General features: G+C 73.5%; 24 protein-coding genes. 10 read left to right on the top strand and 14 right to left on the bottom strand.

Annotated features, from left to right (window positions below; translation table 11 throughout):
* Positions 1–54 precede the first annotated feature (54 nt).
* A complete protein-coding gene (locus tag M8542_RS23055) occupies positions 55–1,266 on the top strand; it encodes a glycoside hydrolase family 18 protein (RefSeq protein ID WP_276586880.1) in 1,212 nt (403 codons plus the stop codon).
* Between the two features lie 45 nt (positions 1,267–1,311).
* Here the strand turns inward: M8542_RS23055 and M8542_RS23050 are convergent, their stop codons facing one another.
* Positions 1,312–2,448 carry an MFS transporter gene (locus M8542_RS23050; protein ID WP_257922282.1) on the bottom strand — a complete coding sequence of 379 codons (1,137 nt, stop codon included), beginning with the start codon at positions 2,446–2,448 and terminating at the stop codon, positions 1,312–1,314.
* A gap of 54 nt (positions 2,449–2,502) precedes the next feature.
* On the opposite strand from M8542_RS23050, the gene M8542_RS23045 reads away from it, so the two are divergent.
* The gene (locus M8542_RS23045) at positions 2,503–2,868 is read left to right on the top strand and encodes a MerR family transcriptional regulator (RefSeq protein WP_257922281.1); all 366 of its coding nucleotides are present in this window, start codon (positions 2,503–2,505) and stop codon (positions 2,866–2,868) included.
* 303 nt (positions 2,869–3,171) lie between these two features.
* Here M8542_RS23045 and M8542_RS23035 read toward each other — a convergent pair whose 3' ends face one another.
* Positions 3,172–3,312 (bottom strand): hypothetical protein, encoded by a 141-nt coding sequence (locus M8542_RS23035; RefSeq protein ID WP_257922280.1) that lies wholly within the window; start codon positions 3,310–3,312, stop codon positions 3,172–3,174.
* A 173-nt stretch (positions 3,313–3,485) separates the two neighbouring features.
* On the opposite strand from M8542_RS23035, the gene M8542_RS23030 reads away from it, so the two are divergent.
* On the top strand, positions 3,486–3,659 hold the full coding sequence (locus M8542_RS23030; protein ID WP_257922279.1) for a hypothetical protein: 174 nt from the start codon (positions 3,486–3,488) through the stop codon (positions 3,657–3,659).
* Between the two features lie 3 nt (positions 3,660–3,662).
* Here the strand turns inward: M8542_RS23030 and M8542_RS23025 are convergent, their stop codons facing one another.
* Positions 3,663–4,622, bottom strand: a complete 960-nt coding sequence (locus M8542_RS23025) for a LuxR C-terminal-related transcriptional regulator (protein ID WP_257922278.1) — start codon at positions 4,620–4,622, stop codon at positions 3,663–3,665.
* Positions 4,623–4,768: 146 nt separating this feature from the next.
* Positions 4,769–5,191, bottom strand: a complete 423-nt coding sequence (locus tag M8542_RS23020; protein WP_257922277.1) for a DUF5709 domain-containing protein — start codon at positions 5,189–5,191, stop codon at positions 4,769–4,771.
* A gap of 96 nt (positions 5,192–5,287) precedes the next feature.
* Here M8542_RS23020 and M8542_RS23015 point away from each other — a divergent pair, with 96 nt between their 5' ends.
* Positions 5,288–6,118, top strand: coding sequence for a cyclase family protein (locus M8542_RS23015; protein ID WP_308210275.1), 831 nt, complete (start codon positions 5,288–5,290; stop codon positions 6,116–6,118).
* Positions 6,119–6,211: 93 nt separating this feature from the next.
* Here M8542_RS23015 and M8542_RS23010 read toward each other — a convergent pair whose 3' ends face one another.
* The 4 genes from M8542_RS23010 to M8542_RS22995 all read right to left on the bottom strand — a co-directional run bounded on the left by M8542_RS23010 (position 6,212) and on the right by M8542_RS22995 (position 10,740).
* A complete protein-coding gene (locus M8542_RS23010) occupies positions 6,212–8,512 on the bottom strand; it encodes a putative bifunctional diguanylate cyclase/phosphodiesterase (RefSeq protein ID WP_257922275.1) in 2,301 nt (766 codons plus the stop codon).
* Positions 8,513–8,596: 84 nt separating this feature from the next.
* Complete coding sequence (locus M8542_RS23005; RefSeq protein ID WP_257922274.1) at positions 8,597–9,412, bottom strand: ABC transporter permease; 816 nt, start codon at positions 9,410–9,412, stop codon at positions 8,597–8,599.
* Positions 9,402–10,289, bottom strand: a complete 888-nt coding sequence (locus M8542_RS23000; protein ID WP_257922273.1) for an ABC transporter ATP-binding protein — start codon at positions 10,287–10,289, stop codon at positions 9,402–9,404. The genes M8542_RS23005 and M8542_RS23000 overlap by 11 nt, the downstream gene beginning before the upstream one ends.
* Complete coding sequence (locus M8542_RS22995; RefSeq protein WP_257922272.1) at positions 10,198–10,740, bottom strand: hypothetical protein; 543 nt, start codon at positions 10,738–10,740, stop codon at positions 10,198–10,200. Before M8542_RS22995 ends, M8542_RS23000 begins: the two co-directional genes overlap by 92 nt.
* 112 nt (positions 10,741–10,852) lie before the next feature.
* Between M8542_RS22995 and M8542_RS22990 the strand changes: the two genes are divergently transcribed.
* Positions 10,853–11,887: an amidohydrolase family protein gene (locus M8542_RS22990; RefSeq protein WP_257922271.1), complete on the top strand. Its 1,035-nt coding sequence runs from the start codon at positions 10,853–10,855 to the stop codon at positions 11,885–11,887.
* Here M8542_RS22990 and M8542_RS22985 read toward each other — a convergent pair.
* A complete protein-coding gene (locus tag M8542_RS22985) occupies positions 11,875–12,357 on the bottom strand; it encodes a carboxymuconolactone decarboxylase family protein (protein ID WP_257922270.1) in 483 nt (160 codons plus the stop codon). The genes M8542_RS22990 and M8542_RS22985 overlap by 13 nt on opposite strands.
* A gap of 116 nt (positions 12,358–12,473) precedes the next feature.
* Here M8542_RS22985 and sigJ point away from each other — a divergent pair, with 116 nt between their 5' ends.
* On the top strand, positions 12,474–13,310 hold the full coding sequence (sigJ, locus tag M8542_RS22980; RefSeq protein WP_257922443.1) for an RNA polymerase sigma factor SigJ: 837 nt from the start codon (positions 12,474–12,476) through the stop codon (positions 13,308–13,310).
* Here the strand turns inward: sigJ and M8542_RS22975 are convergent.
* Positions 13,258–14,115 (bottom strand): AMP-binding protein, encoded by an 858-nt coding sequence (locus M8542_RS22975; protein WP_257922269.1) that lies wholly within the window; start codon positions 14,113–14,115, stop codon positions 13,258–13,260. The genes sigJ and M8542_RS22975 overlap by 53 nt on opposite strands.
* Positions 14,112–14,843 (bottom strand): SDR family NAD(P)-dependent oxidoreductase, encoded by a 732-nt coding sequence (locus tag M8542_RS22970; protein WP_257922268.1) that lies wholly within the window; start codon positions 14,841–14,843, stop codon positions 14,112–14,114. The genes M8542_RS22975 and M8542_RS22970 overlap by 4 nt, the downstream gene beginning before the upstream one ends.
* A gap of 82 nt (positions 14,844–14,925) precedes the next feature.
* Between M8542_RS22970 and M8542_RS22965 the strand changes: the two genes are divergently transcribed.
* Positions 14,926–15,558: a TetR/AcrR family transcriptional regulator gene (locus M8542_RS22965; RefSeq protein ID WP_257922267.1), complete on the top strand. Its 633-nt coding sequence runs from the start codon at positions 14,926–14,928 to the stop codon at positions 15,556–15,558.
* On the opposite strand, the gene M8542_RS22960 is transcribed toward M8542_RS22965, so the two are convergent.
* On the bottom strand, positions 15,555–15,770 hold the full coding sequence (locus M8542_RS22960) for a hypothetical protein (RefSeq protein ID WP_257922266.1): 216 nt from the start codon (positions 15,768–15,770) through the stop codon (positions 15,555–15,557). The two genes, M8542_RS22965 and M8542_RS22960, sit on opposite strands and share 4 nt — an antisense overlap.
* 48 nt (positions 15,771–15,818) lie before the next feature.
* On the bottom strand, positions 15,819–15,977 hold the full coding sequence (locus M8542_RS22955; RefSeq protein WP_257922265.1) for a hypothetical protein: 159 nt from the start codon (positions 15,975–15,977) through the stop codon (positions 15,819–15,821).
* A gap of 438 nt (positions 15,978–16,415) precedes the next feature.
* On the opposite strand from M8542_RS22955, the gene M8542_RS22950 reads away from it, so the two are divergent.
* On the top strand, positions 16,416–17,213 hold the full coding sequence (locus tag M8542_RS22950) for a hypothetical protein (RefSeq protein WP_257922264.1): 798 nt from the start codon (positions 16,416–16,418) through the stop codon (positions 17,211–17,213).
* Positions 17,214–17,216: 3 nt separating this feature from the next.
* Here the strand turns inward: M8542_RS22950 and M8542_RS22945 are convergent, their stop codons facing one another.
* Positions 17,217–19,766, bottom strand: a complete 2,550-nt coding sequence (locus M8542_RS22945) for a hypothetical protein (protein WP_257922263.1) — start codon at positions 19,764–19,766, stop codon at positions 17,217–17,219.
* A 362-nt stretch (positions 19,767–20,128) separates the two neighbouring features.
* On the opposite strand from M8542_RS22945, the gene shbA reads away from it, so the two are divergent.
* Positions 20,129–20,764 carry an RNA polymerase sigma factor ShbA gene (shbA, locus tag M8542_RS22940; protein WP_257922442.1) on the top strand — a complete coding sequence of 212 codons (636 nt, stop codon included), beginning with the start codon at positions 20,129–20,131 and terminating at the stop codon, positions 20,762–20,764.
* A 10-nt stretch (positions 20,765–20,774) separates the two neighbouring features.
* The gene (locus tag M8542_RS22935; RefSeq protein ID WP_257922262.1) at positions 20,775–21,644 is read left to right on the top strand and encodes a 1-aminocyclopropane-1-carboxylate deaminase/D-cysteine desulfhydrase; all 870 of its coding nucleotides are present in this window, start codon (positions 20,775–20,777) and stop codon (positions 21,642–21,644) included.
* Positions 21,645–21,646 lie beyond the last annotated feature (2 nt).

Here is a 21,646-nt window from a genome sequence, read left to right as displayed (position 1 = left end):
TTAGCCTCGGCTGTCCGACCGGCCGGTCCGCCGAAAGGGAATGCTGTGCTCCGCATGAGAAAAAGCATCGCCGCCGTCGCGCTCGCCCTGGTGGGCGCCGCCGTCGTCGCGCCGCCCGCCGCCGAAGCCGGCCAGTCCCGGGGCGGTCACTCCCAGGACAAGGTGATGGCCTACTTCGCCGACTGGGACGTCTACGCCCGCAACTACCACGTCAAGGACATCGAGACCTCGGGTTCGGCCGCGAAGCTGACCCACATCAACTACGCCTTCGGCAACGTCACCGGCGGTGGCTGCGCGGTGGGCGACCCGTGGGCCGACCACGACATGCCCTACGACGCCACCATGAGCGTCAACGGCCAGGCGGACAGCGGGCCGCTGCACGGCAGCTTCAACCAGATCCTCCAGCTCAAGAAGCTGCACCCGAAGCTGAAGGTGCTCTGGTCCTTCGGCGGCTGGACCTGGTCGGCGGGCTTCGGCGAGGCGGCGAAGAACCCGGCCGCGTTCGCCGAGTCCTGCTACAACCTGGTCAACGACCCGCGCTGGGCGGGCGTCTTCGACGGCATAGACATCGACTGGGAGTACCCGAACGCCTGCGGCGACACCTGCGACACCAGCGGGCCGAAAGCGTTCACCGCCCTGGTCAAGGCGCTGCGCGACAAGTTCGGGCACCGGCAGCTGGTCACCGCCGCGATCACCGCCGACGGTTCGAAGAACGGCAAGATCGACGCCACCGACTACGGCAGCGCGAGCCGGTACCTCGACTGGTACAACGTGATGACCTACGACTACTTCGTCGCCGGCGGCCAGCCGACCGGACCCACCGCGCCGCACTCGCCGCTGCGCTCCTACCCGGGCATCCCGCACGCCGGGTACTACGCGGACGCCGCGATCCAGAAGCTGCGCGACCAGGGCGTGCCGTCGTCGAAGATGTTGCTGGGCCTCGGCTTCTACGGCCGCGGCTGGGACGGCGTCACGCAGAAGCAGCCGGGCGGCACGGCCACCGGGCCGGTGACCGGCACGACGACCGGCGAGGACGGCGTCGAGAACTACAAGGTCCTCAAGACCACGTGTCCCGCCAACGGCAAGATCGCCGGTACGGCGTACGCGAAGTGCGGTTCGCAGTGGTGGAGCTACGACACGCCGGAGACGGCGTCGGCCAAGGCGGGCTACGCGAAGTCGCAGGGGCTGGGCGGGGTGTTCGCCTGGGAGCTGTCCGGCGACACCACCGACGCGGAACTGCTGCGGGCCATCGCGGGCCGCTGCTAGAAGCTGGAGGGCCCGGGCGCACCTCCGCCCGGGCCCTTCGTCCACTCAGGACGTCGCGGGGAAACCGTGCCGTCGCGCGCCGAGCACCACGGCGAACACCGGCAGCAGGAGCACCAGCAACGTCCACGGGAACACGGCCGGCCCGGCGGCGTCGAGCAGCACGCCGCCGGCCACGCCGCCCGCGGCCATCGCGGCGTTCCACAGCGTGACGAGCATGGCCTGCGCGTGGTCCGCCGCCTCGCCGCCCGCGTGGCCGGCGGCCGTCTGCAGCAGCGTCGGGACGCCGCCCCAGCCGAGTCCCCAGAGCGCCACGGCCGCGTACACCAGCGCCGGGCTGCCCGCGGACACCGCCAGCAGCGCCGCCGCGAGCGCGACCAGGATCGTGCTGAGCACCGTCAACGCGCGCAGCGCCCGGTCGATCACCGCGCCGACCACCCAGATCCCGGCCATCGACGCGACGCCGAACACCAGCAGGACGACGTCGACCGCGCCGCCGAGGCCGGCGTGGCCGAGGAACGCGGCGACGTAGGTGTAGAGCACGGTGTGCCCCAGCACGAACACGAGCGTCACGGCCAGCACCGGCAGCACACCCGGGACGGAGAGCGTGCGCGAGACGGCGAGCCGCCCGCCCGCCCGGCCCGGCTGGTCCGGGACCCGCGCGGCGATCCAGGCCAGCAGCACGGCCGCGAGCACCGACATGGCGCCGAACGCCCAGCGCCAGCCGAACAGGCCGCCCAGGAACGTCCCGGCGGGGATGCCCAGCGACAGCGCGAGCGGGATGCCGGCCATCACGATCGCGATGGCCTTGCCCGGCCCGTCCGGGACGAGCCGGCGCGCGTAGCCGGCGAGCAGCGCCCAGACGACGCCCGCGGCCACGCCGGCGAGGAACCGGGCCATCATCGTCAGCGCGTAGTCCGCCGACAGCGCCGTCACGGTGTTGGCGACGGCGAACCCGGCGACACCGGTCAGCAGCAAGCGCTTGCGCCGCCAGGTCGCGGTGGCCGCCGACAGCGGGACGGCGGTCAGCGCGGTGCCGAGCGCGTAGACCGTGACGGCCTGGCCGGCGGCGGGTTCGCCGACGCCGAGGCCGGCGCTCAGGCCGGGCAGCACGCCGGCGGGCAGGGCTTCGGTGAGCACGGTGACGAACGCGGCGGTGGTGAGGGCGAGGAGTGCGGTGCGCATGCCGTTATGCTCGAACCTTCACATACGTGTGAAGGTCTAGGTGAGGTGGCGCACATGCGGATCGGCGTGCTCGCGGAGCGCACCGGCACGGCCCGGCGGCTGCTCCGGTACTACGAGGAGCAGGGGCTGATCATCGCCGCCCGCGGGCCGAACGGCTACCGCGACTACGCCGACGCGATGGTCGACCGGGTGCTCCAGGTCCGCGGGCTGCTCGACGCCGGGCTGCCCACCCGGATCATCAAACAGATCCTGCCCTGCCTCGACAAGCCCCGCGCCATCCACTTCCCGGACGCGACACCGGAGATGATCGCGACGCTGGAGGGGGAGCGCGACCGGATGACCCGGCGCGCGGAATGCCTGCTGCGCAACCGGGACGCGATCGCCGAGTACCTCGACGCGGTCCGCGCCTACGACGGTTAGTGGCGGGTCCGGGGAGGCCGGCCAGCCGGGTGACCGCCGGTTTGCCGCCGTTCTCGGGCGCCTCGGTCGAGGCGGGACAAGCGGTTGATCCGGCAGCGGACCAGCACCGCGTGCGCGGTCGAAACCGGCGGACCGGGCCGGCCGCCGGCCCGGACCGGGCCCAGCCGCTTGCGCCGGCGTAGCCGCACGATCTGCCGCGGTGCCGGGGCGGGGGTGCGGTTCGGGCCGCGACAGGCCGGCGCCACCCACCTCGCCCCGGACAGCGCGGCTAGTGGTGATCCGGCGTGACGTCGGATTCGCCGGTCACGAGCGGTCCGCGGCTTCGTCGGGTTCCGTGGCGCGGATCCAGTGCAGGGTGTCGGCTTCCGGCCACCAGCCGGCGGGGTCCGGGCGGGGGCGGACGCCGTCCTCGGCCCACCAGCGTGGGGGTGTCTCGTCGCCCATGGTTCCGACGCTAAGAGCGGCGTCGGCGGCGCACACCGGTCCAGTGCGGCCAACGTCCGGTTCCGGCCGGGTGGACAGTGGCCGGAAGCGGACACTGGCCGAACCCGCCCCTGCCGGTGCACACCCCGGCGGCCTTACGTTCGTCCCGAAGATCACTTCCCGGAGGGACGACCATGATCAAGCGAGCGCTGACCGGCCTGGCCGCGGCGATCATCTCGACGGCGGCGTGCGGCGCACTGGCGGCCCCGGCCGCGACCGCCGCCACGGACGGGGGACCCGGCAAACCGAAAACGGTCTGCGTCTGGATCTGGAGCGGCGGCCCGCCCCAGTGCAAGAAGCTGGAGTAGGCGTCAGCCCAGCCAGCCCAGCCGGGTGGCGGCGAACACCGCGGCCACCCGGTTGTCCGCCTGCAGGGCCTCCAGCAGCCCCTGGACGTGCCGGCGGACGGTGCGCTCGCTGACGTCCAGGTGGCGGGCGATCGCGCCGTCGGTCATGCCCGTGGCCAGCAGGTCGAGGACCTTCGCCTGGGTCGGCGTCAGACCGTGGCGGGGCTGGGTGCCCTCCCCGCCGTGCACCGCCACGGCCTGGCCCCAGACCAGCTCGAACAGCATCCGCAGCGCGGCCACGACCGGCGGGCTCCGGACGAACAGCGCGCCTTCCATGCCGCTCGGGTCCAGCGGCACCAACGCGGAATGGCGGTCCGCGATCACCATCTTCATCGGCAGCTCCGGCGCCACCCGCATGGTCCAGCCGGCCGCGACGCTCGCCTCGACGACCTCCTTCGCGCCGTCGAACTCCAGCGCCGCGCGCTCGTAGACGTTGCGCAACGAGACCCCGCGTTCGGTCACCGCCTCGGGCAGCTTCATCACCGTGCTCGCGTCCGGCTTGCGCTTGAAGTGGCGCGTGGTGAAGGTGAGGAACTCCTCGCGCGCGGACAGGCACAGCTCGAGCGACAGCGAGCCGATCCGCCGCGGGTCGGTCAGCACCTCGACCGCCGAGTCGCCGCCCGAGCCGTTCGCCGCCCGGTAGACCGCCTGCAGCACGTCCAGCTGCTGGCGCGCCGCCACGATCTGGCGTTGCTGCTCCAGCAGCCGCTGCTGCGCGCCGAGGATCGCGTGGTCGACCGCGCGGACCGGCTCCATCGGGGCGATCACCGGGTCGTCCCGGTAGTCGCGGCGCACGAACCCGCGGTCGAGCAGCTCCCGCATCTCCGGGCTCTCGGTCCGCGGGTCGTCCAGCGGCAGCGGCCCGGTCCGCACCATGGCGTCGTACAGCGCGCCCGCGCCGGGTGAGAGCAGCCCCTCCAGCATCCGTGTCCCTTCCCGGCAGCGCGGGCGGGCCCGGCCGGATCCGGCCACTGACCGCTCTGCCGCCTACCCCACGCGCCGGAAGGGGGAAAGGATTAGGCCACTCGCGAAATCGGGGCCGGACCCGTCGTGGGGGCGGGTCCGGCCCTTCACCAGCGTCGCGACGGGTCGATCACGTGGACGGCGGCTTCCTCCGCCGAAGCCGCGCCGCCGTCGATGCCCGCGTCCGACGCGTAGAGCTCTTCGTCGGTGTCCGCGCCGAAGCCCTCGTCGGTGGCGACCAGCCGGCCCGCGCGCACGTCGCCGACCTCGTCGTCGATCAGCTCGCCGTCGGTGTCCTCGCTGTCGCCGAGGCCGTCGTCGGCTTCGTCGTCGGCCAGGTCCGGCACCTCGCGGGCGAGCCGGCGCTCCCAGCTCTCGCCTTCGGCGGTCTCGCGGGCGGTCGTGCCCCACTCTTCGGTGCCGCGCGGGCGTTCCGGCGGTGAATAACCCTCCGCGAGCTCGTCGCGGTCGTCCAAAGTGTCCTCGGGGTCGAGGATGCCGTCGTCGGCGCGGTCGATGTCGTCGTCCATACCGTCATCCTCGCGCAACTCCTTGGCCGCGCGGGGCTCGGGTGATATCACCGTGCAGGCCACCGCACGGGCGGTGGTCCGGTGAAAGGGGATCCCATGCCGATGAGACGCAGGGTGCTGGCCGCGGGGCTGGCCGGAGTGTTCGGCGCCGCGCTGTCCGGGCGCACCGCGCAGGCCGCCACGGCGACGGCGCCGCCGGTGCGGCTCGACCAGCTGAAGCTGGTCAGCCTCTCGCACGTCAACGACCCGGCCACGACGAACGTGTTCCCCGGCGACCCGGCCTTCGAGCTGGAAACCATCGCCACGATCCCGAACGACGGCTACTACCTGCAGTTCGTCCGCGAAGGCGAGCACACGGGCACGCACTGGGGCGCGCCCGGGCACTTCAACACCGGCCAGCCACTCGCCGACGACATGGACCCGGAAGACCTGTTCCGGCCCGCCGTGAAGATCGACGTTCGCGCGCAGTCCAGAAGAAACCCGGACTACGGCGTCACGATCGACGACCTCAAGGCCTGGGAACGGCGCAACGGCCGCATCCCCGACGACGCCGTCGTGGTGCTCTGGACCGGCTGGGACGCCAAGTGGGGCACCCCGGCCTACCCGAACACCGACGCCGACGGCGTGCTGCACCAGCCCGGGTTCTCGATCCCGGCGGTGAAGTGGCTGATCGACACCGGGCGGATCGGCCGCCGCGGCGGCACGGGCACCGACACGTTCAGCCCGGACGTCGGCACGGACGAGACGTACACGGTGTCGAAGCTGGTGTACCAGCGCCACCGGATCAGCCTGGAGATCCTGGCGAACCTGAAGGCCCTCCCGACGACGGGGGCGTGGGTGCTGGCGGGCGGCCCGATCAACCGCAGGGGCGCGGGCTCGACGGCGACGATCTTCGGCGTGCTCCCACCGGGCGTGCACGCGGACTGACCGCCCCAAGCGCCCCAATGTGGCCTTGGTTGCGTCTGACGCACCCAAGGCGGCCTTCGGTGCGTCAGACGCACCGAAGGCCACATTGGGGCGTTAGCTTGCCGGGATGGCCGAGAGGCGCAGTGCCGACAACGCGGCCGGGCGGCCGTACAGGTAGCCCTGCGCCGTCGTGCAGCCCGCCGCCGTGACCAGCGACGCCTGCTCGGCCGTCTCGATTCCCTCGGCCACCACGGCCAAGCCCAGCTCCGCGCACAGCCCGACCAAGGACCGGCACAACGCGGCGTCGCGCTCCGGCTGCACTCCCGTCGTCAGCGCGCGGTCCAGCTTGATCGAGTCCACCGGCAGCGCGTGCAGCACCGTCAACGAGCTGTACCCCGCGCCGAAGTCGTCCAGTGCCACCCGGACGCCCAGCTCCTGCAGCCGCCGGATCGCCGCCGCGCCGGCCGCGAGGTCCGGGACCGGCACCGTCTCGGTGATCTCCACGACGAGCCGGGACGCCGGCAGCCGGTAGCGCGCCAGCGCCGAAGCCACGCTCTGCTCCAGCGCCGCCGCGCCGAGGCGGCTCGCGCAGACGTTCACGTGCACCGTCAGGTCCAGCCCGGCCGCGGTGATCTCGCGGCAGGCCAGGTCCAGCACCAGCGCGTCCAGCTCGGCGCCGAGGCCCGCGCCCTCGGCCGAGCGGACGAACGTCTCCGGCGACACGACCGTGCCGTCGCGCGTGCTCCAGCGGGCCAGCGCCTCGACCGCCACCGGGACCTCGTCGGCCAGCCGGACGATCGGCTGGAACACCAGCCCGAAGCCCTCCGGGATGCCGCCCGACGCCCGGCGCAACGCCGACGGGAAGTCCGGCGGGCCGTCCTGCGACGGCCGGTAGACGACCGTCGTGTCCTTGCCCAGCCGTTTGCCCGCGTACATCGACGTGTCCGCGCGGCCCAGCAGCACGTCCGACGTCACCAGCGGCTCGGCCGGGTCCGGCACCACCAGGCCCATGCTCGCGCGGACCGAGACGAGCGTGCCGTGCACTGCGAACGGCCGCCGCAGCGCGCCCTGGATCCGGTCGGCGACCGCCTGCGGCGCGTCCGGCTCGCCGTCCAGCAGGATCGCGAACTCGTCGCCGCCCAGGCGCGCCACCGTGTCGGTCGAGCGCACGCAGCTCAGCAGCCGCTGGGCGACGGCGTGCAGCAGGACGTCGCCGCCCGCGTGCCCGAACCGGTCGTTGACCTCCTTGAAGTCGTCGAGGTCGACGAAGATCAGCACGAGCGGCCGGTCGACGGCCTCGACCGCGCGGTCGAGCCGGTCGGCGAACAACGCGCGGTTGGCCAGCCCGGTCAGCGGGTCGTGGTAGGCCTGGTGGGTCAGCGCCTGCTGTCCTTCGTAGACCCGGCGCAGCAGCAACCGGTTGTCCAGCAACGAAAGCAGCTGCCGGGCGAGCACGAGGAACACCACCAGCACGCCGACGACCACCTCGACGCCGTCCGGGCCGGCGCCGGCCAGCAGCTGCCCGGTGATCAGCAGCGCGACGGCGGTGACCGGGACGTAGGGCAGCGCCAGCTGCCACCAGTCGACCCCGGCCGCCGGGCCCGCGTCTTCGCGGCTCCGCGGCCCCGGCGTGACCAGCAGGGCGAACGCGATGAACAGCGGCCCGAGCACGAACCCGCCGTCCGACCACGGCTTCATGCTCTCCGCGCCGATGCTGACCAGGTAGGCGAACACGCTGTCGGACGCGGCCAGCGCGACGATCCCGACCGCGGCCAGCAGCAGGTTCGCCCGGTAGGGCCGGTCCACCCGGTCGAACACGACCAGCAGCACCGCGACGACCACGATCACCAGGTCCGACAGCGGGTAGGAGATGGCGACCGACCAGGTCAGCTTGTCCGGCGCGGTGGCCCGGACCAGCTGCCCGAGCGCGGCGGTCCAGGTGAGGATGAACAGCGAGCCGGTGACGATCAGGCCGTCGAGCACCACCGCGACGCCGAAGTGCGCCGTCCACTGGGCGGGCTGGAAGCGTTCGCGGTCGGGGCGGATCCGCGCCCGGGCCAGCACGAACAACGCGGCGAGCGCGAACACCGGGAAGCTCAGGTAGCCGACGTCGGCCAGCGACGGCGAGGGCAGCCCGCGCCCGTCGATCAGCTGGTACCACGACCAGACGCACTGGCCGAGCGACCAGCCGGCCATCCCGACCGCGACCAGCACCCGCCACCAGCGCTGGTGGCCGCGGACCCGGCGCGCCACCAGGAAGCCGCAGACGACGGCCGTGACCCCGGCGCCGAGCTGCATGGCGTCGTCGACCCACAGCGCGAGCGTGTCGCCCCAGAACGCGAAACCGTTCACCACGACCAGGGCCACCGTGACGAAGACGAGCAGCGCCGCCACTGGGTACCGCCGCACTGTCATGGCACCTCACGTGGGTCACCCGCCGGTCGGACCGGCAAACACTACACCGGACGGACGCGGGCGCCGGTGCGCCGCACCCGCGCGTCAGGCGATGTCGCGACGGTGCAGCAGCCACCCGCCGAGGACGGCGAAGGCGAGCAGGTACGCGGCCAGCACGGCCGTGGCCTGCCCGGATCCGACGATCGGGTCGACGCCCGGCGCGCTCGCCCCGAACGCGGCCGCGAGCGCGCCCGCGTTCGGCCCGGGCAGCGCCTTCTGCAGCTGGGCGACCCAGTCGAGCAGGGGCGCGGCGATCGAAGCGAGCAGGTTCTGCACGGCCAGCAGCCAGACCAGGCCGAGCCCGATCGGCAGCGCGACCGAGCGCAGCCCGATCGCGAGCAGCACGCCGAGCGCACCCCACATGGTGGTGACGAGCCAGCCCGCGCCGAGTCCGAGCAGGACGTCCGAAGGGGACGGCCAGACCAGGGCCCGGTCCTGCAGCGAGGCGACGAGCACGCTCGCGCCCGCGGTCGCGGCGAACAGCGCGAGCACCGTGGCCAGCGCGCCGATGGCGACGGTGACCAGCTTCGCGGTGAAGACGGCGACGCGCGACGGGTGCTGCACCAGCACCGTCTTCCACGTGCCGTAGCCGTACTCGCTGCCCGCCACGAGCACGCCGAAGATCAGCACGAGCGCGCCGACGAAGATCGGCAACCCGCCGAGCGCGCTGCCGACGAACGCGCCGGGCAGCATCGCGTCCAGGCCGCGGCCGGCGCCCGGGGGACCGGACGCGCCGCTCAAGCCCGCGTAGGGAACGGCGTAGCCGAACGTCAGGGACAGCACGACGGCGACGGCCAGCAGCAGCCAGCTCGCCGGGCGGCGGGCCTGCTTGGTCAGCTCGGCCCGGATGTCACGCGGCATGGTGGGCACCTCCGGTCAGGGCGAGGAAGGTCTGTTCGAGGTCGGGTTCGTGCCAGCGCAGCTCGGTGACGGTGATCCCGGCGCCGACCAGTCCGGCGTTGACGCGGCCGGCCTCGCCGGGGTCGACGTCGAGTTCGAGCGCGACGCCGTCGACGCGGACCTCGCGATACAGCCGGCACAGGTGGTCTCGGGCCGCTTCGAGCGGCTCGGCGACGACGCGCAGCGCGCCGCCCGCCCGCAGGTCCGCCACCGTCGTCTCGCTGACGAGCCGCCCGCGGTCGAGCACGCCGACGCGGTCGCAGATCTGTTCGACCTCGGCGAGCAGGTGGCTCGAAAGCAGGACCGTGCAGCCGTCCGCGGCGAGCTTGCGCAGCGTGACCCGCATGTCGGCCATGCCGGCCGGGTCGAGGCCGTTGGTCGGCTCGTCGAGCACCACCAGCTCGGGCTCCTTCAGCAGCGCCGCGGCGAGACCGAGCCGCTGCTTCATGCCGAGCGAGTACGTCGCGTAGCGGTCCTTCGCGCGGTCGGTGAGGCTGACGACGTCGAGCACTTCTTCGACGCGGCCACGGCGCACCCCCGCGTGGTCGGCGAGGACCTTCAGGTTGACCCGCCCCGAGAGGTACGGGTAGAACGCGGGACCTTCGATCAGCGCGCCGACGCGACCGAGCCCGCCGGGCTCCGCGCCGAACAGCCGGACGGTGCCCGACGTCGGCCGGATCAGGCCGAGCAGCATCCGCAGGGTCGTGGTCTTGCCGGCGCCGTTGGGGCCGAGGAAGCCGTACACCTCACCGGCGCGCACCGACAGGTGCAGGTCCTCGACCGCGGCGATCGGTCCGTAGCGTTTGGTCAGTGCGGTGGTCTCGACGGGCAGGGTCATGGGATTCCTTCCGGACGCGGCCCCACGGCTTGAAGACCGAGAGGACGCTGGCGAACAGCAAGAGGCTGGGCGCGACGACGACGGGGTAGAGCAGGCCTTCGGGGTTCGTGGCGGCTTCGTTGATCCCCGGCCGAAGCGCGAAGAGGATCAGCACCGCCATCAGGACGTTGATCGCGAGCTTCACGGCCACCCACCAGTAGCGGAGGAGGCCGTACTTCGAGCCGAGGCCGAGCACGGCGCCGGTGCCGAGGGCGAGGACGGCGGCGATCAGCATCGGCCACACGGCGAACAGGCCCAGCGCCGCCAGCGCGGTGGCGCGGACGGCGGCGTCGCCGGTGATCAGCGCGGTGCAGACGAGGATGCCGAGCACGGCGTCGATGCCGATCCACGCGCCGGCCGAGACGATGTGGCCCACCAGCCACCACTTGCGCACCCGGGGCTTGAGCGTCATGGCGCCTCCTTTTCGACGCTCCCCATCGTCGTGCTCCGGAGGCCCGCGGTCGTCCGACGGCGGACGGCTCTCGCGCCTACGCCGGAGCGCGTACGCGGGTACGTTCGGTGTGGTGATCATTCGCGTCCGGGGATACGCGCTGCCGAGCGGCGAGTACGTCGACCTGTACGCCGACGGCGATCGCTGGACGACCGACCCGGTCGCGGGCGCGACACTGGTGGGCGAAGGCTGGCTGGTGCCGGGGCTGGTCGACGTCCACACGCACCCGGGGGTCGAGGCGCCCGGCGCGGCGCCGGATCCCGCGATGCTGCGCGCGCACCTGCGTCAGCACCTCGAAGCCGGGGTGACGTTGATCCGCTCGCCGGGCCTGCCGGCCGAGCCGCCGCCGTGGTTCGGCGAGGAAGGGCCGCGAGTGAGCTACGCCGGTCCGTGGCTGGCGCAGCACGGCCAGTTCATCGACGGCTGGGGCGTGCGCGGCGAACCCGGCGAACTGCCCGCGCTGGCGGCGAAGCAGGCGGCCGCGGCCGCCTGGGTGAAGGTGATCGCGGACTGGAAGGTCGGCGATCCCGCGCTCTCGGCGGACGTGTTGACCGGCATCGTGCGCGAGGCCCACGCGGCCGGTGCGCGGGTGGCCGTGCACAGCCAGCACGCCGAGGGCGGCGCGGCGGCGGTCGCGGCAGGCGTCGACTCGCTGGAGCACGGGATGGGCCTCGACCCGGACCTGCTGCCGCGCATGGCATCGCAGGGCACCGCGCTGACGCCGACGCTGGCCACGATCACGGAAAGCCTGCGGCGAAGGGAAAACGAGCCGGACAGCCAGGCAAGGACGTGGTACCTGAGCGGCGCACGCGTCCACGGCGCGCTGGCGGTGGCCGCGGTGGAGGCCGGTGTGCGGCTGCTGGCGGGCACGGACTCCTTGCCCCACGGCGGAATCGTCGCCGAGATCCGCGCGCTGGTGGCCGCGGGCGTGCGGCCCCACGACGCGCTGGCGGCGGCGTCGTGGAGCGCACGCGAGTACCTCGGGCTGCCCGGGCTGGAGCCGGGCGCCCCGGCCGACGCCGTCGTGTACGACCGGGACCCCCGCGCGGACCTGGCGGCGCTGGCCACCCCGGTGGCCGTCGTGCTGCGTGGCCGCTACTTGGTGTAGTTCTTCCCCAGCGGCATGCCCGGGATCGGCTTCGCGATCAGCGCGACGGGCACGAAGTAGCACATCTGGCTGAGCGCGAGACCGAGCGTCCACAACGCTTTTTCGTCGTAGTGCGCCGAGGCCCGGGTGAACAGGTCGTCGGAAACCCGTTCCCCGGACGGGTTCGCGGTGAAGACGGCCTCGGCGAGCTCCAGCGCGACGCGTTCGGCGTCGCTGAAGTACGGCGACGTCGGCCAGGACGCCACCGACGTGACCTGCTCCTCGGTCGCCCCCGACTTGCGGAGCAGGTCGGCCTGCCGGACGACGTGGTAGGTGCTGCCGACCAGCTGCCCGATGCGCAGCTGCACCAGGTGGATGGTGGTCCGCGGGAGCGAGCCGTTCATGGTGACCCTGGTCAGGGCGCCGGAGATCTCGCGCAGTTCGGGGAAGAGCGCGGCCGGATCGGGCAGCCGCGATTCGAGTGTCGTCATCGGTGTTCCTTTCCTCGGTTCGCCGGTCCGACGACACGGCACGCCGGAACGTGAGGCGCCCGCCGTCACAGTTCGGCCCGCTGGTTCGTCGAGAGCGTGTGAGCGAAAGCGACGTGATGAGCGAACGGCCGCAGCTGATCGGCATCGGCTACCGGTTGCTGGGGTCCCTGAGCGACGCCGAGGACGTCGTCCAGGAGGCTTACGGCCGGTGGTACGCGCTGTCCGCGCCGCAGCGGGCCGCGATCCGGTCGCCGGGCGCCTGGCTGACGACGGTGACCGGCCGGATCTGCCTCGACCTGCTCGGCTCGGCGCGGGTCCGCCGGGAGCGGTACGTCGGGGAGTGGCTCCCGGAGCCGGTGCCCGGCGACGTCGACCCGGCCGACCGCGTCACGCTCGACGAGTCGGTGACGATGGCTTTCCTGGTCGTGCTGGAGGCGATGACCCCGGCCGAGCGGGTCGCGTTCGTGCTGCACGACGTGTTCGGCTACCCGTTCGCCGAGGTGGCCGGGGTGCTCGGCCGCAGCCCGGCCGCGTGCCGGCAGCTGGCGACGTCCGCCCGTCGCCGGGTGCGCGCCGCCCGGACGCCCGAGCCGCCGCGGGCCCGCAGCGCCGAGGTCGTGCGCGCGTTCAAGGTGGCCTGGGAAGCCCGGGACATCGAGGGGCTCGTGCGCCTGCTGGACCCGCAGGCGACCGCGACCGCCGACGGCGGCGGGGTGGTGAACGCGATGCGGCACCCGATCACCGGTGGCGAGCGCGTCGCGCGGTACACGATCGGGATCACCGGCCGGATCCCGGCGCTGACCCTGCGGGAACGGCTGGTCAACGGCCGCCCGGGGCTGGTCGCCGAGCGCGACGGCGTGGTCGTTTCGGTCCTGGCGTTCGAGGTCGACGGCGACCGGATCAAGCGGATCTGGGCGGTGCGCAATCCCGAGAAGCTGCGTCCGTGGAACTGAGGGGGCGGTGCAGCACCGGCCCGACCCGCTCGTGCGCTTCTCGCAGCCGCGCGGCAGGCAGCGGCGCGTCGCCGTACAACAGGCAGCGCAGCGAGGTCAGGTCGGCGGTGTCGAGGGTGATGTTGTCCAGCAGGCGGCACAGCAGCGCCGTCGGCAGGAACGCGTGGGTGATCCGGTGCCGCTCCACCAGGTGCAGGAAGTCGGTCACGTCCGGCGCCGGCATCAGGACGATCTCGCCGCCGAGGGCCAGCACCGGGCGGCTCAGCAGACCGGCCCGGCCGGTCAGCGACGTCGGGGCGAGGAAGCGCGGCCGCTCCTCGGCCGGGTGCCCCAGGAGGGTCAGCGCGGTGCCGGTGTCGAGGTCGCCGCGCGGCGCGGCGTCCCACGGCGACGCGGGCACCCCCTCGAGCCAGTCTTCGAACGGTGTGGCACCGGGCGAGGCGCCACCGAGGCAGATCACCGTCTTCACCCCGGCCAGGTGCGGCCGCAGCCGCTCGACCAAGGGCGCGAAGGAGACGTGGAAGAGCAGGCACGTGCAGCCGGCGGCGTCGAAGATCCCGGCGGGGTCGAGCGGGACCCAGGTCGCGCCCACCCGGGCGATGCCGAAGACGCACGAGAACGCGGTCGGGTCGTTGCCGGAGAGGACCGCGACCCGGTCGCCGGGGCGCACCCCGGACCGGTCGAGCCCCCGGGCGATCCGCCAGGACAGCTCCTGGACGAACGCGTAGCTCAGCGTGACCCCGGCCATCGTCAGGCACGGCGCGGACGGGGCGAGCGAGGCACCCGTGTCGAGATACTCCCTCACCGGGCGGCGTCGTCGTCGACCGGCAGGCCGGCGCCGGTGACGAACCGGGCGGCGTCGGAGGCCAGGAACACCACGGCGTCGGCGATGTCGGTGCCCGCGCCGATCTCGTCGGCGGCCTGACCGGGGTAGACGCAGTTGACGCGCACGCCGTAGCCGAACTGCCTGGCCTCCAGCGCGGCCACCCGGGTGAGCCGGTCGACCGCGGACCGGGTCGCGGCGTGACCGGCGAGGCCGACGGCCGCGGCGACCGACGCGATGTTGACCACCGCGCCGCCGTGTCCGGCCGCGCCACCCGGGCGCATCGCGCGGAAGGCGTGCTTGATGCCCAGCGCCGTGCCGAGGACGTTGACCTCGAGCATCCGCCGCAGCCGCGCCGGGTCGAGGTCGGCGAGCAGGCCGGAGAGCTCGAGGCCGGCGGTGTTGACCACGGTGTCCAGTCCGCCGAGCTCGCCGACGGTGGCGGTGACGGCGTCGGCCCAGCTCGTGTCGTCGGTGACGTCGAGCGGGACGAACGCGGCCTTGGCGCCGGTCTGCTTCAGCGCGTCGGCGGTGTCCCGGCCCAGGTCCTCCCGGGTGTCGGCGACCACCACCGCGGCGCCCGCCCCGGCCAGCGCCGCGGCCAGCCCGGCGCCGAGGCCCCGCGCGCCCCCGGTGACCAGCGCGGCGCGTCCGGACAGGTCGTGCCGGCCCATGGACACCTCCTCCTCGCGACGGCTGGGCCACAGCATCGGCCACCCTCTGGACAGCCGTCAAGCGATCCCTGGACAGTTGTCCAGTAAAGCTTGGTCGACTGCCCGATAGACTGGACGGGTGACAGAGGCGAAGGAGCGGACCCGGGACCGGATCTCGCGCCGCCAGGTCGACAAGTTCGAGCAGCGGCGGGCGCAGCTGGCCGAGTCCGCGCTGCAGACGCTGGCCGAGCTCGGCTACGCGCGCACCAGCCTGCGGGAAATCGCGCAGAACTCGGAGTTCTCGCACGGCGTGCTGCACTACTACTTCGCCGACAAGGTCGACCTGCTGACCCACTGCGTACGCCAGTTCGAAGAGATCTGCGTGACCCGGTACGACGAGCTCGTCGCCCGCGCGGGGACCGCGGAAGAACTGCGGCGCGACTTCGCGGCGGCGATGGCCGCGACGCTGCGGGCGGACGCCAAGATGCACCGCCTCTGGTACGACCTGCGCAACCAGAGCTTGTTCGACGAGTCCTTCCGGGCCGACGTGCTCGAGATCGACCGGCGCCGCGAGGAGATGATCCACCACGTCGTCGCGCGCTACGCCGAGCTCGCCGACGCGGTGGAGCAGGTGCCGCAGGCGGTCTCGTACGCCCTGCTCGACGGCCTGTTCCAGCAATCCCTGCTCCGGCACCTGGCCGGTGCGGAAACCGCCGCCGCCGAGCTCGAACGGGCGGTCCCGGCCGTGTTGGGGCGCCTCGTCGCCGGCTAAGGGCCGAGGCGTTCGTGCGGGGTCCGCGGGGGCGGCACGAGGAACGCGATCGCCGTCGCCACCACGCCGACGAACAGCGAAAGGTGCGCCGTGGCCGGCACGGCGCCCAGCAGGAACAGCCGCAGCGACCCCGAGATCAGCAGGCGCCACATCTTCGGGCTCATGATCAACAAGTACCCGGGCGCGGCCGGGGTGACGCGGGCGCGGGTCATGATCACCCGGCGGGGTGGCGGCCCCCGGACCCGCCACCCCGGTCCGGTTCAGCGCACATCGGTCGTGTGCGCCGCGACCACCGGGGTGTCCGGCCGGCCGGGTGCGCTCTCCCCGTGCTGACCCAGCGAGACGCCGGCCACGAGGGCCACCGCGACCAGCCAGAAAGCCAGCCGCAGGAGCAGCGAAAACGAACAGATGACCTTCATTTCGACTCCTTCGACATGAGCGCCCCGGCGGCGGCGCGCGGCCCGGCCGGGAACACCCGTGGTCTTGTGGGTTTTTCGCCGCGGAATCGGCGCGGTACGCCAAGAATGCGGTCTCCCGGAACACACCGGCAAGACGTTTCCCGTTTCCCGTGGTGCGGGGAAAGGAAACCGCGGGATAACGATCCGTTTGCCGCCCCATGATCGACTGGACAGCGATGCGGGGGCTGCCGAATAGTGATCCCCGTGCGTGGGACGGAGTGGGGTGCAACGGTGGACCCGAGTGTGGCGGACGTGGTCGGCGAGCTCAAGGTCCTGCGCAAAGGGCGGGGCATTTTCAGCACGCCACTGGCCGATCGGGTCGGGCCCGCATTGCGCGCCACGTGCGGCATTTCCGAGGATGACGACACCGTCGGGATACGGCGTAAGCTTTCGGATCGATTGCGTCCGCTGATCGAGTCGCTGCCGGACGACTTGAAGATCGCGTTGCTCGCCGCGTTCGCCCTCGACGAGCGGGCGCGCAAGCCCTTCTACCAGGAACGGGTGCACTGGGCGGCGATCACTCTGGACCGGGACGACCGGACGGTCCGGCGCCGGATCGACGAGGGAATCGAGCAGGTCGCCGCACTGGCCGTCGCGGCCGCCGGGTTCCAGCCGCGACCGCGCTATCCGAGCCGTAGTTGGCACACCGAAGAACTGCGCGTCACGCTGGCGCTGGACCAGCCGGTGGCCGAAGCGTTCGAATTCCGCCGCGTGGTCGCCGACGCCGACGAAATCGCGGAGCTGGACCTGGCGCTCACCCTCACCGCGCCCGGCGATTCCGGGGAATCGGTGCGGGAGACCGATCTCGACGTCGACGTGTTCCACGGCGGGGTGCTGGCCGGGCGCGCGATGGAGTCGAGTGACCGGATCGGGATGGCGTTGCGGTTGGCCGAGCCGTTGCGACGCGGTGAGCGGCACGACATCGGGTTGCGATTCCGGGCGGCCATGCGCCACCCGCACTACGTGTGCGTGCCGCGGCACCCGTGCGACCTGTTCGACCTGCACGTCCGGTTCGGGGACCGGGTGCCGGACCGGATCCTGCGGCTGGAGAAGGTGTTCCAGGACGAGACGCGCCAGCAGCCGCCGCGGGGCGCGGTGCTGGAGATCGACGACGCCGGCGAGGTGCACGTCCAGTTCCGGCACCTCGCGCCGGGGTTCGCCTACGGGATCCGGTGGCAGCCGGCCGGCGCCGGCTGAAGCTCAGGCGCCCGGCCACACCAGCCGTTCGACGGCGAAGAGCGCGGAAGTGAAGGACGCGGGCAGCCGCACGACCTGCTTGGCGGCCCGCGCCTTGGCGGTCAGTTCGCCGCTGACGCCGAGCGCGCCGGCGGTGTCGCGGGCGGCGTCGTCGACGAGCGCCCTCGCCTCCTCCAGCGGCCCGCGGCCGCTCAAGGCGAGCGCCAGCCCGAGGTCGAGGCGGCTTTCGAGGGTTTCCGGGTGGGTGCGGCCGAGCAGCCGGATCTGGGGTCCGAGGACGGCTTCGACGAGTTCGGCCTGGCGGTCGAACTCCCGCAGCAGCGCGTGCGCGAGGCCTCTGCCGTGCCGGATCCGGTAGCCGAGCGGGTGGTCGTCCCCGAGCACGCGCAGCACGACCTGCTCGGTCGCGGCGAGCGCGGCGAGGGCGTGCCGCGGCCGGCCGAGCGCGAGCAGCGCGCGATCGGCGAACGTGGCCGCGGTGAGGGTCAGCGCGTGTTCGGCGCCGTACCGCAGCCGGTAGCCCTGCTCGAGCGCCCGCAGCTCGGCGGCGCGGTCTTCGCGGTCGGCCGGGAGCCCGGCGAGGTCGAGGGTGAGCACGGCCTCGGCTCGCACGAACTCCGCGTCTTCGCAGCGGGGATGCCGTTCGCGGCCGGCGGCGTGCTGGTTCGCGACGACCGCGGCGGCGACGTCGCTCGCCCGCTGCGGGTGCCCGGCTCGCAGGAGGCTTCGCGCGTGCTCGAGGGCCAGCTCGTCCTTCAGCGTGCCCGGTTCCAGCTCGTCCAGGAGCGGCTCCAGAAGCGCTGGTTGCGGCCGCCCCCGCAGCCGCTGGGCGACGGCGGTGGCGAGGGCGGCCCGGTAGCGCGCCTCGCCGGTTTCGGGCGGGTGCTCGGCGTGCCGGAAGACGTCGGCCTCGGCGTAGTCGCCACGGCAGTCGAGGGCCTGGGCGGCGGTCAGGCTCGCGGTGTGGCGCTCGGCGTCGGTGGTGGCGAGGACGAGCGCTTCCCGGGCGTGCTCGGCGGCTTCGGCGTGGAGACCGCAGTCGATCTCGACCCGGGCCGCGGCGGCGAAGTCGGCCGAGGTGGCTTCGCCGGACGCGAGGATGGTCGCGTGGATCTCCCCGGCGGCGGCGGGATCGCCGTGCCGCTCGTGGGCGGCGGCGACCGGACGCAGGAGCCGGAGCCGGTGGGCGGGAGCGTGGTCGGCGAGGGAACGGGCGTGCCGGACCAGGCCACTTCCGGGTGCTTCCCGGGCCAGCCCGGCGAGCACCGCGTCCGGCGCTTCCCCCAGCAGCGCGCCGGACTCACCTTGCGCCACCTCGACCGCGAGCCCCTGGAGCCGCAGCAGCTCACCCGACCGCTGCGCGAACCCGTGCCCCGCCAGCTCCGCGACCGCCGCCTCGAACTCCGCCGGATCGGGGGAGCCGAGCGCCGCCCGCGCCACGTCCTGGGGCAGCGGCGCCGGCGCGAGCACCGCGCCCAGCCGGAGCAGGTCGCGGGCCGTCGGGGCCAGGCCGCGCAGCACGTCCCGGATGGCCTCGGGCGCCAGGTCGGGCCGCTCGGCCAGCACCGCGTCGGTCAGCGGGCCGGCCGCGTCCCGCACCGCGAACGCCGTGGCGCGCACCGTCATCGGGTGGCCGTCGCAGCGCAGGGCGAACCGCCGCACCGCGTCGCCTCCCGGGGGCAGCAGGCCCGCGGACTCCTCCGGGGTCAGGCCGGGCAGGTGCACCGACGGCGCGGCCCAGGACTGGGCGAACCGGCTCGTCACCAGCGTGCGCGCCGAGCCCGGCGCGACCCGGTCCAGGACCGTCGAGGGCAGGCCGGCCGGGACGTCGTCGACCAGCAGCAGCACCTGCTCGCCCGCCGCCGTGATCCGGTCGGCGAGCAAGAGGCTCAGGCGGCGAAGGTCCAGCCCGGTCACGTCGGTCGCCCAGTGCTCCGCCACAGCCCGAGCGAGGTCGAGGTGGAAGGCGGGCAGGAAGTCGCCGGGGTCGAGGTGGCCGAACGGTCCCGTCCGCAGCACGCCGCCGCCGAAACTGTCGCGGTAGAGGCAGGCGTACCGCTCGGCCAGCGCGGTCTTGCCGACCCCCGGCAGGCCGTGCAGCAGCAGCCGGCCGCCGTCGAGTCCGTTGTGGACGGTCCAGAACGCGGTGTGCCGGCCGGTGAACCAGTGCGGCGGGCGGGGCGCCGGGCCCAGCGGGCCCCGCGTCCCGGCGACCTTCCGGCGGACCCGCCGGACGAGGTCCGGCAGTGCCGCCGAGCCGCGGCAGAGCGGCTTCACCGGGCTCTGCCCGCCGATCGTCAGCACGCGGTCGGCGGGATCGCCGTGGCGCAGGGCGGCGGTGAACGCGGCGGTGAGCCGCGCCGCGAACGCCGTCGGCGGGTCACGCGGGCACTGTGCGAGCAGCACCCGCGAACCGGCGAGCGCGGCCGCGGTCCCGGTGTCGAAATCGTCGAAAGCCCGATCCCGGAACACTCGCATTCCGCCGGTCCGCAGGGCCTTTTCGAGTGCGTCGTCGGCGGAACACAGGAACACGTCGAACCGGTCGTCGGTCATCGGGCCGGTTCCGCGGTGGCGTTCAATGAGTGATCATGAGGTCGGCCCCCGGTGGTCGGATTCGCATCACCCGCGGTGGATCGGCCGCCCCCGCGTTTTCGCTACGGATTTCCGCGGTACGGCGGTATCTGTCCAGGATTTGACCCGAACTCCGCGAGTGGGCACCGGGCAACCCGACTGGGCCGTTCCTGGTTAACGGACAATAGCTGGACAAGAACCACCACCGTGCAACGTTGCTGGTCAGCGCCTCGATTACTCCGGATGTCGGATCGTGGATCGTCCCGGGACCAGTGCGTCCATTGTGGAGACGGGTGCCCGGTCGCGATCCGATGACCGAAGCGAGGAGGGAACCCGTGAACACGATGACGCTGGCACCGGAGGTGCCGGTCGAGGGCTACACCGTGCTGGAGGATTCGCCGCGGCCCGACGGCAAGCTGACCAAGGAGCGGCTCGACCCGGTCGTGGCGGCGGCCCGCACCGGCGACGCGGACGCCGTCCAGGCGCTGCTGCGCCTGATCAAGCCGACGGTCGTGCGCTACTGCCGCGCGCGGATCGGCGGCCGCGACCTCTCGTACCTTTCGGCCGACGACGTCGCGCAGGAAGTCTGCCTGGCCGTGCTCAAGGTGCTGCCGAACTACCAGGACCGCGGCGGCTCGTTCCTGTACCTCGTGCGCGCGATCGCGGCGAACAAGGTCGCTGACGCCTTCCGTTCGGTGGCCCGGGACCGGTCGAAGCCGGTCTCGGAGCTGCCGGACCGGCCGCTGGGCGGCAACGAGCCGGAGCTCCACGTGCTGGAGCTGGACCTCGGCGCCCGGCTCGGCCGGCTGATGGCGTCGCTGCCGCGGCTGCACCAGGAGATCCTGTCGCTGCGGATCGTCGTCGGCCTGTCGGCGACCGAGACGGCGGAGGCGCTGGGCATCTCGGCCGGCAACGTCCGCATCACGCAGTACCGCGCGCTGACGAAGCTGCGGGGGATGATCCCCGACGGCGGCCTCTAAGCTGCCGCTCATGGGCGACGGCGGCGGCACCGGTCTGCCGTCGCCGCTGGTGGAGCTGCGCGACGAGCGGCTCGACCGCCACGGCGTCCACCTGCGGCTGAAGCGTGACGACCTGGTCGACCCGGAGATCCCGGGTGGCAAGTGGCGCAAGCTCCGGCACAACCTGCGGGCCGCCCGCGAGCAGGGCTTCACCCGGCTCCTGACCTTCGGCGGCGCGTTCTCGAACCACCTACGCGCCACCGCCGCGGCCGGCCACCGCCTGGGGTTCGAGACGGTCGGCGTCGTCCGCGGCGAAGAGCACCGGCCGCTGAACGAGTCCCTCGCCTTCGCCGCCGCCCGCGGCATGACGCTGACCTACCTGGACCGCGCGGCCTACCGCCGCCCGACGGAACCGGACGTCCTCACTCCGCTGCTGCGCCGGTTCGGCCCCTGCTACGTGCTGCCCGAGGGCGGCAGCAACGGCCTCGCCGTGCGGGGCGCAGCCGAGCTGCCCGGCGAGCTCCCGCCGGACGTCGACGTCGTCGTCTGCGCCACCGGCACCGGCGGGACGCTCGCCGGCATCGCCGCCGGGCTGACCGGCCGTCAGCGCGCGCTCGGCTTCGCCGCGCTGAAGGGCGGCGGGTTCCTGACCGGCGAAGTCCGCCGGCTGCAACGAGACGCCGGCGTGGTCACCGACAACTGGTCGCTCGACCTCGACTTCCACTTCGGCGGGTACGCCAAGCGCACCCCCGCGCTCGACGCCTTCGTCGCGGACTTCGCGGCCCGGCACGGCATCACGCTCGACTGGGTCTACGAAGCGAAGATGCTGTACGGGCTCTTCGCCCGCGTCGAGGCCGGGGCGTTCGCGCCGGGCACCCGGGTCGTCGCGGTGCTCGGCTAGCG

This window comes from Amycolatopsis iheyensis (assembly GCF_024703995.1).
Lineage (GTDB): Bacteria > Actinomycetota > Actinomycetes > Mycobacteriales > Pseudonocardiaceae > Amycolatopsis > Amycolatopsis iheyensis.
The sequence above is the reverse complement of the archived record's forward strand: the minus strand, read 5'-3'. Positions and strand labels throughout refer to the sequence as shown.

Excerpts from the sequence above, each read along its gene's own strand:
- M8542_RS23055 (WP_276586880.1), top strand. The coding sequence starts at position 55 with ATGAGAAAAAGCATCGCCGCCGTCGCGCTCGCCCTGGTGGGCGCCGCC.
- M8542_RS23050 (WP_257922282.1), bottom strand. The coding sequence starts at position 2,448 with ATGCGCACCGCACTCCTCGCCCTCACCACCGCCGCGTTCGTCACCGTG.
- M8542_RS23045 (WP_257922281.1), top strand. The coding sequence starts at position 2,503 with ATGCGGATCGGCGTGCTCGCGGAGCGCACCGGCACGGCCCGGCGGCTG.
- M8542_RS23035 (WP_257922280.1), bottom strand. The coding sequence starts at position 3,312 with ATGGGCGACGAGACACCCCCACGCTGGTGGGCCGAGGACGGCGTCCGC.
- M8542_RS23030 (WP_257922279.1), top strand. The coding sequence starts at position 3,486 with ATGATCAAGCGAGCGCTGACCGGCCTGGCCGCGGCGATCATCTCGACG.
- M8542_RS23025 (WP_257922278.1), bottom strand. The coding sequence starts at position 4,622 with ATGCTGGAGGGGCTGCTCTCACCCGGCGCGGGCGCGCTGTACGACGCC.
- M8542_RS23020 (WP_257922277.1), bottom strand. The coding sequence starts at position 5,191 with ATGGACGACGACATCGACCGCGCCGACGACGGCATCCTCGACCCCGAG.
- M8542_RS23015 (WP_308210275.1), top strand. The coding sequence starts at position 5,288 with ATGCCGATGAGACGCAGGGTGCTGGCCGCGGGGCTGGCCGGAGTGTTC.
- M8542_RS23010 (WP_257922275.1), bottom strand. The coding sequence starts at position 8,512 with ATGACAGTGCGGCGGTACCCAGTGGCGGCGCTGCTCGTCTTCGTCACG.
- M8542_RS23005 (WP_257922274.1), bottom strand. The coding sequence starts at position 9,412 with ATGCCGCGTGACATCCGGGCCGAGCTGACCAAGCAGGCCCGCCGCCCG.
- M8542_RS23000 (WP_257922273.1), bottom strand. The coding sequence starts at position 10,289 with ATGACCCTGCCCGTCGAGACCACCGCACTGACCAAACGCTACGGACCG.
- M8542_RS22995 (WP_257922272.1), bottom strand. The coding sequence starts at position 10,740 with ATGACGCTCAAGCCCCGGGTGCGCAAGTGGTGGCTGGTGGGCCACATC.
- M8542_RS22985 (WP_257922270.1), bottom strand. The coding sequence starts at position 12,357 with ATGACGACACTCGAATCGCGGCTGCCCGATCCGGCCGCGCTCTTCCCC.
- sigJ (WP_257922443.1), top strand. The coding sequence starts at position 12,474 with ATGAGCGAACGGCCGCAGCTGATCGGCATCGGCTACCGGTTGCTGGGG.
- M8542_RS22970 (WP_257922268.1), bottom strand. The coding sequence starts at position 14,843 with ATGCTGTGGCCCAGCCGTCGCGAGGAGGAGGTGTCCATGGGCCGGCAC.
- M8542_RS22960 (WP_257922266.1), bottom strand. The coding sequence starts at position 15,770 with ATGACCCGCGCCCGCGTCACCCCGGCCGCGCCCGGGTACTTGTTGATC.
- M8542_RS22955 (WP_257922265.1), bottom strand. The coding sequence starts at position 15,977 with ATGAAGGTCATCTGTTCGTTTTCGCTGCTCCTGCGGCTGGCTTTCTGG.
- M8542_RS22945 (WP_257922263.1), bottom strand. The coding sequence starts at position 19,766 with ATGACCGACGACCGGTTCGACGTGTTCCTGTGTTCCGCCGACGACGCA.
- shbA (WP_257922442.1), top strand. The coding sequence starts at position 20,129 with ATGACGCTGGCACCGGAGGTGCCGGTCGAGGGCTACACCGTGCTGGAG.
- M8542_RS22935 (WP_257922262.1), top strand. The coding sequence starts at position 20,775 with ATGGGCGACGGCGGCGGCACCGGTCTGCCGTCGCCGCTGGTGGAGCTG.